The sequence below is a fragment of the Eggerthella sp. AM16-19 genome (assembly GCF_003474385.1).
Lineage (GTDB): Bacteria > Actinomycetota > Coriobacteriia > Coriobacteriales > Eggerthellaceae > Senegalimassilia.
Window position 1 is genome coordinate 73305 of record NZ_QUCY01000004.1, and the last position, 13424, is coordinate 86728.

11 protein-coding genes are annotated in these 13424 nt (G+C 62.5%); 4 read left to right on the plus strand and 7 right to left on the minus strand.

From position 1 onward, the window contains the following. Positions 1–117 precede the first annotated feature (117 nt). The 4 genes from DW178_RS02790 (at position 118) to DW178_RS02805 (ending at position 4992) form a co-directional block, all read left to right on the plus strand. The gene (locus tag DW178_RS02790) at positions 118–1020 is read left to right on the plus strand and encodes an SGNH/GDSL hydrolase family protein (protein ID WP_158574007.1); all 903 of its coding nucleotides are present in this window, start codon (positions 118–120) and stop codon (positions 1018–1020) included. Positions 1021–1162: 142 nt separating this feature from the next. Further along, positions 1163–2119, plus strand: coding sequence for an ABC transporter permease (locus tag DW178_RS02795; protein WP_118349597.1), 957 nt, complete (start codon positions 1163–1165; stop codon positions 2117–2119). A 3-nt stretch (positions 2120–2122) separates the two neighbouring features. Beyond that, on the plus strand, positions 2123–4144 hold the full coding sequence (locus tag DW178_RS02800) for a dipeptide/oligopeptide/nickel ABC transporter permease/ATP-binding protein (RefSeq protein WP_118349598.1): 2022 nt from the start codon (positions 2123–2125) through the stop codon (positions 4142–4144). Continuing rightward, the gene (locus DW178_RS02805) at positions 4144–4992 is read left to right on the plus strand and encodes an ABC transporter ATP-binding protein (RefSeq protein ID WP_118349599.1); all 849 of its coding nucleotides are present in this window, start codon (positions 4144–4146) and stop codon (positions 4990–4992) included. The genes DW178_RS02800 and DW178_RS02805 overlap by 1 nt, the downstream gene beginning before the upstream one ends. A gap of 330 nt (positions 4993–5322) precedes the next feature. Here DW178_RS02805 and DW178_RS02810 read toward each other — a convergent pair whose 3' ends face one another. From DW178_RS02810 to DW178_RS02840, 7 genes are all read right to left on the minus strand, one after another. Then, positions 5323–6003 (minus strand): N-acetylmannosamine-6-phosphate 2-epimerase, encoded by a 681-nt coding sequence (locus tag DW178_RS02810; RefSeq protein WP_118349600.1) that lies wholly within the window; start codon positions 6001–6003, stop codon positions 5323–5325. Between the two features lie 85 nt (positions 6004–6088). Beyond that, positions 6089–7144 carry an ROK family protein gene (locus DW178_RS02815; RefSeq protein WP_118349601.1) on the minus strand — a complete coding sequence of 352 codons (1056 nt, stop codon included), beginning with the start codon at positions 7142–7144 and terminating at the stop codon, positions 6089–6091. Between the two features lie 116 nt (positions 7145–7260). Then, complete coding sequence (locus DW178_RS02820; protein ID WP_118349602.1) at positions 7261–8205, minus strand: dihydrodipicolinate synthase family protein; 945 nt, start codon at positions 8203–8205, stop codon at positions 7261–7263. A 182-nt stretch (positions 8206–8387) separates the two neighbouring features. Further along, the gene (gene nagA / locus DW178_RS02825; protein ID WP_118349603.1) at positions 8388–9533 is read right to left on the minus strand and encodes an N-acetylglucosamine-6-phosphate deacetylase; all 1146 of its coding nucleotides are present in this window, start codon (positions 9531–9533) and stop codon (positions 8388–8390) included. Between the two features lie 88 nt (positions 9534–9621). Beyond that, positions 9622–10347: a glucosamine-6-phosphate deaminase gene (gene nagB, locus DW178_RS02830; RefSeq protein WP_118349604.1), complete on the minus strand. Its 726-nt coding sequence runs from the start codon at positions 10345–10347 to the stop codon at positions 9622–9624. Positions 10348–10435: 88 nt separating this feature from the next. Beyond that, positions 10436–12613 (minus strand): cytochrome C oxidase Cbb3, encoded by a 2178-nt coding sequence (locus tag DW178_RS02835; protein WP_118349627.1) that lies wholly within the window; start codon positions 12611–12613, stop codon positions 10436–10438. An 86-nt stretch (positions 12614–12699) separates the two neighbouring features. Continuing rightward, on the minus strand, positions 12700–13326 hold the full coding sequence (locus tag DW178_RS02840) for an adenylate kinase (protein WP_118349605.1): 627 nt from the start codon (positions 13324–13326) through the stop codon (positions 12700–12702). Positions 13327–13424: the final 98 nt, after the last annotated feature.

The following is a 13424-nucleotide window of genomic DNA, read 5'->3' on the forward strand; positions in this document are numbered from 1 at the left end:
CTGCAACCGGAAAGCCCGCCTCATTGCGAGGTGGGCTTTCTTTGCGTCTTGACCCCATATGCGCATGAAGCGTATACCATGTTCACGTCAATTCGATTTAGGGGGGGTTATCACCGCATGACACGTTTGTTTTCCGTATACGGAGACTCCATCAGCTCCTTCGAGGGCATCCTGCCGCAAGGCTGGCGCGTGTTCTTCGAAGGCGAGCAGCTTGAGCTCACCGACGTGAAGACGCCGCACGACACCTGGTGGGGCCAGGTCATCGACCACTTCGACGGGCAGTTCCTGGCCAACGCGTCCTGGTCGGGTTGCGTGGTGGAGGGACGCGACTTCCCCGTCGGCGCCTCGGCCGAGCGCATCGAGCACCTGCAGGCCGACGGGCGTACCCCCGATGACATCCTCGTGCATATCGGCATCAACGACTACGGCTGGGGCTCGGGGTACGCGCAGATCTGCGCGGCAACGCCTTCCGCTCCGCCGAAGCTTGCGGCCGAGTGCCCGGACCATGGCAAGGTGGCGGGCATGGCCCCCGAAGGAACCCTTGCCAACTTCGAGGAATCCTACCGCCGCATGCTGGCAACGATGCACGCCCAATACCCGAACGCCCGCATCTGGGTCTCCACGCTCCTTCCCGGCCGCGTGAAAGGTGCTCATCGCCCCACGTCCCCACGCTGGTTCCGCGGCATCTGCGTCGACGAGTACAACAAGATCATCCGCGCTGCCGCCAACGACGCCGACAACTGCTATCTCGTGGACATGCAGGCGTTCGGCTACGACTACGACGCCATCGACGGCACCCACCCCACCGCGCTTGGCATGAAGCAGATGGCCTCCATGTTCATCCGCGGCATGGAGCAGGCCGACCCCGAGCTGCCGCGCACCCCTTACGAGGGGCACGATCTGTTCTCCGACCAGATGCGAAGCGCCGAGTTCTGCACGAAGCCCTGCGTTGGCTGCGAATACGCACGAGGAACCGGCAACAACTGGTGGCACGTCTGCGAGAAGCAACTGGCTGATTAGTTATCCTATTTCGCCGTTTATCCACGAAGGAATCTTGCAAATCGGTATAATGTGGAAGGTTTGCCAGCGTGCGTGAGCTGAACGATGGCAAACCATGTAACGTAAGCATGCTCTTATGAGCCTACAGAAAGGAGGGGATCGAGTGAACAACCTGCTTCGATTGATCGGCAATCGCCTGCTTTGGCTGCCCATCATGGTGTTCGGTGTCACCGTTCTCGTCTTCTTCCTGATGTCGCTTTCGCCTATCGACCCCGCCTTCTCGGCGCTTGGCGAAAACGCGTCACCCGACCAGTTGGAGGCCTACCGCGTCGAGCACGGCCTCAACGATCCCCTGATCGTTCGCTACGGCGACTACATGGCCGGCTTCTTCCATGGCGATCTGGGCACGTTCGGTCCCTCGAACCAGTCCGTGTCCGCTCGCATCGCCACCGCGCTGCCCATCACGCTGCAGCTCGGCTTCTTCGGCTTCATCATCGCCATCGTCGCCAGCGCCATCCTCGGCGTCGTGTCCGCCCTGTATCGCGACCGCTGGCCCGACCAGGTCATCCGCATCTTCTCCATCGCCTGCATCGCTACGCCGTCGTTCTGGCTGTCGGTGCTGTTCATCCTGCTGTTCTCCTCCACGCTGCACCTGCTGCCCGCTTCCGGCCCCCTGCCTGCGTTCACGGCAGATCCCGGCGGATGGCTTGCGCGCATGGCAATGCCCGGCATCGCCCTTGCCGTTCCGCTGACCGGCCAGATGACGCGCATCATCCGCACGTCCATGGTCGAGGAGCTCGACAAGGACTACGTGCGCACCGCCCGCGGCTTCGGCATCCCCTACGGCACCGTCGTCGCCCGCAACGTGCTGCGCAACGCCCTGATCACGCCCGTCACCGTGCTTGGCCTGAAGTTCGGCTACATGATCGGCGGCGCCGTGGTCCTCGAGGTCATCTTCGCCCTTCCGGGCATGGGCATGGCCATCGTCTCCGGCGTTACCTCGAATTACGTCATGTTGGTTCAGGGTGTCGTTCTCGTCGTCGCCATCACGTTCATCATCGTGAACGTCATCGTCGACATGCTCTACATCCTTATCGATCCGCGAATTAGGACGGTGTAGAGTATGGTTCAACTTCGTGGCGACCTCACCAAGAAGATGGAGGACGGCGCCGGCAAGGTCCGCTTCCGTCGCTGGAAGAACATGACCATCGGCGCGCGTATCTCGCTGGTCATCCTCATCGCTATCATCGTAGTGGCCGCGCTGGCCGACTTCATCGCGCCCTACAGCCCCTACGAGATCTTCACCTCGTTCTGCGCGCCTGATTCCGCGCACCTGTTCGGCACCGACGACAAGGGCCGCGACGTTATGTCCCGCCTGATGTGCGGCGCTAAGTACTCCCTGGTCATCGGCCTAGGCGCTACTGGCTTCGCGCTGGTCGTGGGCTCCATCATCGGCGCTATCGCCGCCGTCGTGCGCCCGCGCATCGCCGACGTCATCATGCGTATCCTGGACATCATCATGTCCTTCCCCGGCATCGCGCTTGCCGCCACCTTCATCGTGGTGTTCGGCAACTCCGTGCCGTCGCTCATCTTCGCCATCGGCTTTTTGTACATCCCGCAAATCGCCCGTATTGTTCGCGCCAACGTCATGAGCGAGTACAACCAGGACTACGTCCGCGCAGTCGTCGTCTCCGGCGCCCGCGCCCCGTGGATCCTGTGGAAGCACGTTGTGCGCAACTGCGTGGCTCCCGTCCTCGTGTTCACCATCGTGCTCGTGGCCGACGCCATCGTGTTCGAAGCCTCCCTGGCCTTCATCAGCGCCGGTATCCCCGAGCCCACCCCCACCTGGGGCAACATCCTGGCCGACGCCCGCAACGGCGTGCTGGCCGGCCGTTGGTGGCAGGCGCTGTTCCCCGGCATCATGATCATGCTGACCGTTCTGTGCCTCAACATCGTCTCCGAGGGCATCACCGACGCCATCGCCGCGCCGAAGAGCGCCGTCAAGGTCGACGAGAACGACCTGAACAAGGACCGCGAGGCCGACCGCATGGTCGCCGACCCGACGCTGGCCTACGCCGCTCAGGCCGATATGCTCAACAAGCGCCTGGCCGCCCTTAAGGAAGCCGAGCTTACGCGCACCGACCGCTTCGCGGCACGCACCGACGTGCCGCCCATCCTGGAAGTCAAGGACCTGTGCATCAAGTTCCCCCGCCATGGCGACGTGAACGTGGTCGACCATGTCAGCTTCGTGGTGCGTCCGCGCCAGACCATGGGCCTTGTGGGCGAGTCCGGCTGCGGCAAGTCCATCACCAGCCTGGCTATCATGGGCCTGCTGGACAAAAAGGCCGAGATCTCCGGCGAGATCATGTACGACGGCAAGAACCTGCTCAACCTCTCCGACAAGGAGATGAACGAGCTGCGCGGCCGCGAGATCGCCATGGTGTACCAGGACGCCCTGTCCTCGCTCAACCCCTCCATGCTCATCCGCTCTCAGATGAAGCAGCTGACTAAGCGCGGCGGCACCCGTTCTGCCGAGGAGCTGCTCGAGCTGGTCGGCCTGGACCCGAAGCGCACGCTGGATTCCTATCCCCACGAGCTCTCCGGCGGCCAGCGCCAGCGCGTGCTCATCGCCATGGCCCTGACGCGCGACCCCAAGCTGGTCATCGCCGACGAGCCCACCACCGCCCTTGACGTGACGGTCCAGAAGCAGGTCATCGACCTGCTGAACAAGCTGCAGCACGAGCTTGGCTTCGCCATGGTGTTCGTGAGCCACGACCTGGCGCTCGTTGCCGAGGTCGCCAACTCCATCACCGTCATGTACGCTGGCCAGGTTGTGGAGCAGGGCCCGGTGAAGGAGATCCTCACCAACCCCATCCACGAGTACACGCGCGGCCTGCTCGGCTCCGTTCTGTCCATCGAGGCCGGCGGTGCGCGCCTGCATCAGGTTCCCGGCTCGGTGCCTTCGCCGAAGGACTTCCCCGAAGGCGACCGCTTCCGTCCGCGCTCCAGCCATCCGGACAAGACGTCGAACGTGCGACCCATGCTCAAGCGCGTGGCGAATTCCGACCACTATTACGCCGAGCTGCCTGACAGCGAGCTGAAGCGCATCGGCGTCAAGCCTTATCTCACGGGAGGTGCGAACTAATGGCCGAAGCAACCAACAGTGCAGCCGTCGCCAACAACGACGAGCAGACGCCTATCATCTTCCTTGATGATATCCACGTGGTGTTCAAGACGCGTACCGGCTCCCTGCTGCACCCCAACAAGGTCCACGCCGTGAACGGCCTGTCCCTGAAGCTCATGTCGGGCCAGACCATCGGCATCGTCGGCGAGTCCGGCTGCGGCAAGTCCACTACGGCTAACGTCATGTGCGGTCTGCAGACCCCCACGTCCGGCCATGTGTACTTCAAGGGCACCGATGTCACGAAGCGCTCCGCAGCGCAGCGTAAGATCATCGGCCGCGTCATCTCCGTCGTGTTCCAGGACCCGGCAACGGCCCTGAACGCGCGCATGACCGTCCGCGAACAGCTCATGGACCCCATGATCGTGCACAAGGTGGGCGACGCGAAGTCCCGCGAAGCCCGCGTGCGCGAGCTCATCGAGATGGTGGGCCTTCCCAACAGCGTCCTTGAGGCGCTGCCCGGCCAGATGTCCGGCGGCCAGCGTCAGCGCGTGGCAATCGCCCGTGCGCTGTCCCTGAAGCCCGACGCCATCATCGCCGACGAGCCCACCTCGGCACTCGACGTGTCCGTGCGCGCCCAGATTCTCAACCTGCTGATGGATCTGAAGAAGGAGCTCAACCTTGCCATGGTGTTCATCAGCCATGACATCCAGACGGTGCGCTACATCTCCGACCAGATCATCGTCATGAACCATGGTCAGGCCGTTGAGCGCGGCACTGCCGAGCAGATCTTCAACAACCCCAAGGACGACTACACGCGCCTGCTCCTGGGCGCCGCCCCATCCCTGCTCCATCCCGACCTGGGCAAGTAGCCTTCCAACGCGCTACCCTAACGGGAAACGCAATCGCCCCCGCCGCTCGCAAGAGCAGCGGGGGCGATTTTCATTTGGTTACATTTCAGAAGCAATAACGTATAACCTAGGAAGCCCTTGTTATCGGCAAGCCAACAATCCGATTAACACAGATGAGCTCTTGCTCGATACCTCATAAAGCGAGTTCCGCAGCGACTGGAACAGCCCAGTGGACTGTTCCACCAAGCGAGGACTGTCTGAGCGACTGGAGTACCGAGCAAGGGCTCATCGAACGGGACAAACAGAAGCCCCGACCAACAAAGACGGGGCTTCCGATGGGACTGCTAAAACCTACTTGCCAGTAGCCTCCACGAACCAGCTGGTGATGCTTGTGGGGTGCGTGATAGCGGTGCCGACCACGACGGCCCACGCACCGGCGTCCATGGCAGCCTTGGCGTCGGCAGGCGTGTGCACGCGGCCCTCGCAGATGACGGGCTTGCCGGGGAACTCTTCCACCGCCTGGCGCACCAGCACCACATCCGGGCCGTCGGCCATGCCGCAATCGATGGCGGCGCCAGGGTGCGAGAGCGTGGTGGAGGCGATATCGCAGCCGATGGCGAACGCATGGCGGATGTCCTCGATGGTAGAGCAGTCCGCCATCACGAGCACACCCTCCTCCTTCAGCGGACGTACCGTGTCCTCAAGCGTCTTGCCGTCGGGGCGCGGGCGATCGGTGGCGTCGATGGCCACGATGTCGGCACCGGCCATCACGCAGGCGCGGGCATGACGCAGCGTGGGCGTGATGTAGACGCCCTCATGGCCTTCCTTCCAGATGCCGATGACAGGCACCTCGGTGCGGCCTTTGATGGCCGCGATATCGGACAGGCCCTGGCAGCGGATGCCGCCGGCGCCGCCCAGCTCGCATGCACGGGCCATCTGCGCCATGGTCTCGGGGTGGCGCAGCGGCTCGCCCATATATGCCTGGCAGCTGGCGATGACCTTGCCGCGCAATTGCTCGATGATGGGATCCATTTCCCCGTCCTTTCAAAATTCGAAAACCAGTGGCGCCCGCAGCCGCGAATCCACGGCGCCGGGCGCTGCGATATGCCGATGAAAACTACTCCTGCGGCTCTTCCCCATTCTGCTGCTCTTGGGAGTCATGCGGCTCGCCGAGAGCTTCAAAACCCTCGGCGTCGTCAAACTCGTCCAGTTCCTGCCGGACCTTGACATCCTCCAAGTAATCCAGCAGATCCTCGGCCGCGCCGATAAGCGGGGCGTGCCCGCCCAGCTCGGCCGCAAGGATAGGCAGACCGCGCTGCGCCAGCGGGATCTGGCGCTCGAAGCCCTCCTGTACCGCCGCACGCCACTTCGTGCCCGCCTTGGGCACCGAGCCGCCGATGACCACCATATCGGGATCGAGCAGGTTCGTGATGCCCGCGATGGCCTCGCCCAGGGCGATGCCGGCGGTCATGATAACCTTGTGCGCCGCAGGCTCGCCCTCGGCTGCACGGCGGGAGATCTCGGCACCATCGATATGGTTGCCCGTGATCTCAGCATAGCGCGCCTCGATGCCGCTCCCCGACGCCACCAGCTCCAAATGGCCGGCACCGCCGCACACGCACGGGATACCTACAGCCTGCGAACAGGCGATATGCCCGATCTCGCCGGCGAAACCGTGGTTGCCGCGAACCAAGCGCCCATGGGCGATCACGGCGCCGCCGATGCCCGTGCCGGCAGCGATCATCATGCAGGTATCGGCCCCGCTGGCAGCGCCCCAGCGTGCCTCGCCGAGCGCATGGGCCTGCACGTCGTTGAGCACCGACACCGGCAGCTCGCAAGACTCCTGCAAGCGCTCCTTGATGGGCTGGCCGGTCCACCCGGGCATGATCTCATTAGCGTACGCGATGCCGCCCGTGACCGCATCCACGCGGCCCGCAGTGGACACGCCGATGCCGAGCACCTGCTCTCGGCGCGAGCGCGCCTCGGCAAGCACCGTGTTCGCCACATCGCACACGGTGACGAGCACAGGGCCGCCCCCACGCTGCGCCTGCGTGGGCACCTGGGTTTCGAACACGACTTCAGGGGCAGCGTCGATCTGCTCGTATCGCAGCAGCGCGCCGGCGATCTTCGTGCCGCCGATATCAAGCGCCGCAACGTATGCGGGATATTCCATGCACCCCACCCTTCCCTTTTCGAAAAGCACCTTATCACCTGGTGTCAACCATGGTACCGCAAACAAAAAAGCCGGCGCGGGTGGAACCTGCGCCGGCTTGCAAAAGCGAAGAAAAGCTACTTGCGGATGGGAGCGTCCGCGTCCATGAGGCCGGCCTTCTTGATGACCTCGACGATGGCCGCGACGTCCTCGCCCTCGAGCGGCTGGACGGGCTCGCGCATCTGGTTCGTGTTGAACACGCCCATCTGCCACAGAGCCGTCTTGAACGCGCCCACGCCGGCGCCGAAGCCGACGGTGGCCTTGACCACGCGGGTCAGGAACATCAGACGGGCAAGGTGATCCTGGATCTCCTTGACGCGGTTCCAGTCGCCGGCCTGAGCGGCCTTCCACTGCTCCACGTAGCTGTGCGGGTCGAGGTTGGCCAGGCCCGGCACGCTACCGTCGGCGCCTGCCAGGTACGCGCCGTCGACGCACACCTCATGGCCGGTGAGCAGCTGCAGCGGATGACCGGCGTCCTCGTTCTCCAGCACCAGCCAGCGGAAGCTGACGTCGTCGCCGGAGGAGTCCTTCACGCCCTGCAACACGCCGTCCTTGCCCAGACGCACCAGCATGGTGGGGTCGAGCTTGGTATGCACGCACACGGGCAGGTCGTAGGCGAACAGCGGCAGGTCGGTATGCTCGCGGATGGCGCGGAAGTGACGCTCGGTCTCCTTCGGGCCGCCCAGGGCGTAGAACGGGGCGGTGGCGACCAGCGCGTCGACGCCAAAGCCCTTGGCACGCTTGGCCTGATCGACCACGCGCAGGGTTTCCATGTCGATGACGCCGGCAAGCACGGGCACGCGATGGTTCACGATGGCCACGGCCTCCTGCAGCACATGGTAACGCTGGGCGTCGGTGAGGAACGCGACCTCGCCCGAGGAGCCCAGGAAGAACAAGCCGTCGACGCCGGCGTCGATCATACGGTTGATGGAGCACTCGAAGGCCTCCAGGTCAAGCTGCTTCTTCTCGGTCAGCGGGATGACCACCGGGGGGATTACGCCGTGGAACGGGGAATCGGTCATGATGAGTACCTTGCCTCTTTCTTTCTGTTGAGCCAACTTCAATGAGGATAGTATCGAGGTTCGCGGTTCGTCAACGAACTGGCGAACGTTTCACAAACAAAGGATGGAATCCGCCTTACGGTGCGAACGGGCGCCCGAACGGCGCAAGCCTCATGGCTGCGGCGCAGCCGAGCACCCCAACGCTACGCGATCACCTTTCCTCGAAGCACCACGTGCTTGATGTTCAGATCGCGGTCGAGCACCACGGCGTCGGCCTGATAGCCCGGGGCGATGGCGCCCAGCTTGCCGTCAAGTCCCAAGGCGCGGGCCGGGTTGACCGTCGCGGCCTTCACAGCGCTGGTCAAGGGGATGCCCATGGTGCGCACCGCCGTGCGCATGCACGCCATCACGTCGGAGACGCTGCCGGCAAGGCTGCCGTTGGCGATCGTGGCGCGGTTGCCCTTGACGAAGAACTGCTGGCCGCCCAACTCGTATTCGCCATCCCCCAGCCCGCAGGCGCGCAGGCTGTCGCTGATCAAGATCATGCGGTCATCGCCGAACAGGGCGAACGCCAGGCGTACCATAGCAGGATGGATATGCACGCCGTCGGCGATGATCTCGGCTGTTACGTCGTTTCGCTCCGCACCGGCGGCAATGGGGCCGGGCTCTCGATGATGCAACGCGGGCATAGCATTGAACAGGTGCGTCATATGGCGCGCGCCAGCATCGAAGGCCGCGCACGCGTCATCATAGCCCGTGCACGTATGGGCTACGGAGACGCGCACGTCATGGGACATCTGGCGGATGAACTCCAGGTTGCCCGGCTGCTCGGGAGCCACGTCAACCAGCTTGATGAGGCCCTTCGCCTGGTGCTGCAGGCGGCCGAACTCTTCGATGGAGGCGCTGCGCACGTATGCGGGGTTCTGCGCGCCCACCTTATCGGGGGCGATATAGGGACCTTCCATGTTGATGCCCACGATCCCGGCCTCCCCCGCTGCTGCTTCATGCGCGGCCACGCTGGCCACGATGGGAGCCAGGCGCTCTTCAGGAAGCGTCATGGTGGTCGGGCAGATGGAGGTCACGCCACGGCTTGCCTCGTATGCCGCGATGGCGGAGATGCCCTCATCGGACGCATCGCAGAAATCGTGGCCCATGGCACCGTGGAAGTGCACATCTATCAGGCCTGGGATCACATAACATCCCGAAGCGTCCAGCGCATCGGCAGCGCCACCCGCGCCGCACGCTACGTCTCCCGATGTCTCGATGCTGGAGAAGGTCTGCCCCTCCACCACCACATCGCGTTCGCGGAAGCATTGACCGTCGAACACCTTGCCGTTTGCAATGCGCATACCCGCATGCTCCTTTCAAATATGGAAGGGCCTTCCGCATGCGCGGAAAGCCCTTCGAATGTGTTATCGATTATGGCACCGGTCCACCTTACAGCAGCGAGCCGGCCTCGGCGTCCACCACGACGGTAACGTTTGGGTGCAGCTGCAGCACGGACGCGGGAACCTGCGGCGTGACGGGGCCGAAGAACGCGTCGCGCACGATCTGCGCCTTATCGACGCCGCTGGCCACCACCAGGATGGCACGCGCCTTCATGATGGTGCCGATGCCCATGGTGTAGGCCTCGCGGGGAACCTGGTCGATGGACTCGAACAGACGGCTGTTGGCGTTGATGGTGCTCTCCGTCAGCTCGACCACATGGGTGCGCACGGGGAACTCGTCGCAGGGCTCGTTGAAGCCGATGTGGCCGTTGTGGCCCAGACCCAGCAGCTGCAGGTCGATGCCACCGGCTTCGCCGATGGCCTGCTCGTAAGACTCGCAAGCAGCCTGTGCATCAGGATTGGCGCCGTCGGGGACGCTCGTTGCCTCAGGGTCGATGTCGACATGGTCGAAGAGGTTCTTCTGCATGAAGTAGCGATAGCTCTGGTCGTGCTCGGGGGACAGGCCGCGGTACTCGTCCAGGTTGAACGTGGTAACCTGCTCGAAGCTGATACGGTCGGCCTGGAAGTCCTCCACCAGGTCGGCATACAGCCCGATGGGCGTGGAGCCGGTGGCCAGACCCAGCGTGGAAGCCGGGTCCACGATCAGCTGGGCGGCGATCAGATCCGCCGCGCGGCGGCTCATATCCTCGTAGGTCTCCTCGATGAACAGTTGCATGTGATGCCCTCTCTTTCGCCATTGAAAATCGGTCGGGGTTGATAATGGGAATTAGCACGCGCAGCATTCGCCCGCCGCGCGCTGCCGCCTAGGTCCAGAACAGCACCGTCTCGATGATGTCCTGATACGACCAGGGGTAGATATCGGAGAACCATCCGGTTTCCGGAACGAAGCAGAGAAGCGCGACGTACAGCACCGAGATGCAGACGAGCGTCAGCAGCCCCTTCATGAGCAGCACCTGTGCCGTCGATCCGGGCCTGAGGTTCTCGTTGACGATGAACGCCAAAAGCACCGATGCCGCCAGGAACATGAAGCTGAAGTCCGCGTAGTAGCGCTGCAAGATACCCGCCATCTGCGCATCCATCAGCGCAACCACCACGCCACCGAACAGCAAGGCGATGATGACGCCCGCAATGGTCCGGGTTGAGCGCGTTTTGAAGCGCAATGCCAGGATACGGCGCGAGAACGGCAGGATCCACAGGATGGGAAGGCATGCCAGCACGCCGCCGAACGTGATCTCCTTGATGGTCTGCCCCAAGTAGGTGGTCTCAAACGGAGCAGGCTGCACAAACGGGAACACGCCGGTCATGGAAGGCGGCTGCAGGAAGTATGCGAACAGCGCCGGAGCCAAACGCCCGATGTTCCAACCGCGCTTTGTCATGTCGTTGACCGTCAGGTTGTAGTTCGCGCCGAAATCGGTGAAGCTGCCGAAACGAGCATGGTTGTACAGCATGAGGCCCGCCGCCACCACGATATACGGCGCCATCAAGCACGCAAACTCGATCGCGCCCTTACGCGTAAGGATGGTCCGCTTCGTGATGTACTTGCGCCAGAACAGCGGGAATGCCACCAGCGACAGCACAATCAGCTGCGGGCGGCACCCGACAACCAGGGCCATGCACAGGCTCCCGCCCAAATACCAACCGCAAGGACGCTTCGCCGCACGGCCGCGCATCCACAGATACAAGCCCCACACCGAGAACGCCAGCCCCATGGAAATGGGAAGCGAATAGAACGTGGGGAACTTCAGCAAATACAGGATGCCGCAGCACATGACCAGCGGGATCTGCAGCAACAGGTACAAGCCCAGGCTGACTCGCTTGAAGTGATAGCGCGCAAACCTGTCAAGCAACGCCGAACACCCCAGCACAAACATGATGACGGCTATGAGCACGCCGATGGCTGTGGGAAAATTCGACCCCGTTAGCAAATAGAACGGCAAGTAAAACACGAGCACGGGCACCACGCCGAAGTACACATAGTAGTGACCATCGTGGTATGCGACGTCGAACAGGTACTCCTCGCCCGTTTCCTTCTGCAGCTCGTCACGTGCGCCCTTGTCGTAGGGGTCTTCCATGTCTTGGAGCCATTGCGGAGGCGTTTCCTCCAGATACAGCTGGCCATGAGCCATGGACTTGGCAAGCTCAGCGTATTGCTGGGCGTTTTCGCCGCCGACCTTGAACGTGTTGGCAATGCCGGTGCCATCCCACGAGCCGGAATTGTACGTGCTGGTGGCGACGCCAACCAGATTCGAGCCCATGAACAGATACGAGCTGAGCAGCACGATCTCGATCGCCACGGCGGTGATGAGCGCAGCCTTGGATTTACGCGGATTGCGAACGATGCCGATGCGGTAGATGGCCGACTTCGGACGGAAGATGAACGCAAGAGCCAAGATACCCAACGTGAACAAGAAACGCGTTTGGTTGAACAAGAACGGTTCCCGTGCGTTGATGGACACATCGGAAAGCTTCACCGGGTAGTTGATATCCTCGCCGGTGATGGTGATCTTAAGATTGGTCACCAGGCCCGTGGTGTTCAGATTGATGTACTCGCTTTGATCGCACAGCGTGTTGACGTCCACCTCGGGAACGCCCACCGTGTACTCGGTGGAATCGAAGTAGGTGCTGTGAGCCTCGTCGGTGAACTGGATCTTCACCTTCAGCTGCTGCGCGGGCTGCCGGTAATCGAAGTTCAGCCACACGTTATGGACCTCGGAATTGAGGTTCTTGAATTCGATGACGTGATTGACTTCGGTGACGCGATACTGGTTATCGAGGGTCTTCGTCAGCGACAAACGGTTGTCCAAATTGGTGGTGTGGTAGCCCGCCGTCCGGAAGTAGTTGAAGTTGAACACGAACGTTTCCAGCACCAAAGCCGCAAAGATCAGCAGCACGGCGCTTTTCACGACGTGCTTTACCGTAGCGCCATGCTTAAGCATAAGCTGCTGGTGCCAGTAAGATATGTTCTGCTTCATGGTAGGCATACGGCGAAACATTATACGGGATAAGCAAAGGGAGGGGTAGTTTCACCCCTCCCTCTCAAGCAATATGCACGTTTTTACGGTAGATGCTACAGACCCAGAGCCTGCTTCACATCAGCGTAAACGACGTCGACGTCGCGGTCGCCGTCGATGGACACAAGCAAATCGCAGCCACGATAGTAGTCGATCAGCGGAGCCGTGGACTTCTCGTAGACATCAAGACGATTGCGCACCGTGGCCTCGTTGTCGTCGTCGCGCTGATACATCTCGCCACCGCATGCGGGGCAAGCGGCATCGGCAACGGAGCCGATGTGGCCGCACTCCTTGCACATGCGACGAGAAGTCAGGCGCTTGACGATGACCTCGAAGTCGACATCGATGAGCAGAGCGGCGTTCAGCGGACGCTTCAGCTCGGCCAGCATGGTATCAAGAGCCACAGCCTGCGTGGTGGTACGCGGGAAGCCGTCCAGGATGACGCCCTTCTCGGTGTCAGGCTGCTCGATGCGCTCCTTCATGAGGTCGATGATCAGTTCATCGGGAACCAGCTCGCCAGCGTCCATGAAGCCCTTGGCCTTAACGCCCAGGGGGGTCTGATTCTTAACGGCAGCGCGAAGGATGTCGCCCGTGGAGATATGGCACAGGCCGCAATCCTCGACCAGCTTGGCAGCCTGCGTGCCCTTACCGGCGCCCGGGGCGCCCAGCAACACGATGTTCATGGTGAAGCAATCCTTTCGAGATATGCAGATAATGCTTCTCCATCATAACAAAAAAGGGAGGGCCCGAAGGCCCTCCCTATCGGTAACTGCAAGGTTTC

What these genes read in the sequence shown, in the direction of transcription:
- DW178_RS02790 (WP_158574007.1), top strand. Translation starts at nt 118, where the DNA reads ATGACACGTTTGTTTTCCGTATACGGAGACTCCATCAGCTCCTTCGAG.
- DW178_RS02800 (WP_118349598.1), top strand. Translation starts at nt 2,123, where the DNA reads ATGGTTCAACTTCGTGGCGACCTCACCAAGAAGATGGAGGACGGCGCC.
- DW178_RS02805 (WP_118349599.1), top strand. Translation starts at nt 4,144, where the DNA reads ATGGCCGAAGCAACCAACAGTGCAGCCGTCGCCAACAACGACGAGCAG.
- DW178_RS02810 (WP_118349600.1), bottom strand. Translation starts at nt 6,003, where the DNA reads ATGGATCCCATCATCGAGCAATTGCGCGGCAAGGTCATCGCCAGCTGC.
- DW178_RS02815 (WP_118349601.1), bottom strand. Translation starts at nt 7,144, where the DNA reads ATGGAATATCCCGCATACGTTGCGGCGCTTGATATCGGCGGCACGAAG.
- DW178_RS02820 (WP_118349602.1), bottom strand. Translation starts at nt 8,205, where the DNA reads ATGACCGATTCCCCGTTCCACGGCGTAATCCCCCCGGTGGTCATCCCG.
- nagA (WP_118349603.1), bottom strand. Translation starts at nt 9,533, where the DNA reads ATGCGCATTGCAAACGGCAAGGTGTTCGACGGTCAATGCTTCCGCGAA.
- nagB (WP_118349604.1), bottom strand. Translation starts at nt 10,347, where the DNA reads ATGCAACTGTTCATCGAGGAGACCTACGAGGATATGAGCCGCCGCGCG.
- DW178_RS02835 (WP_118349627.1), bottom strand. Translation starts at nt 12,613, where the DNA reads ATGCCTACCATGAAGCAGAACATATCTTACTGGCACCAGCAGCTTATG.
- DW178_RS02840 (WP_118349605.1), bottom strand. Translation starts at nt 13,326, where the DNA reads ATGAACATCGTGTTGCTGGGCGCCCCGGGCGCCGGTAAGGGCACGCAG.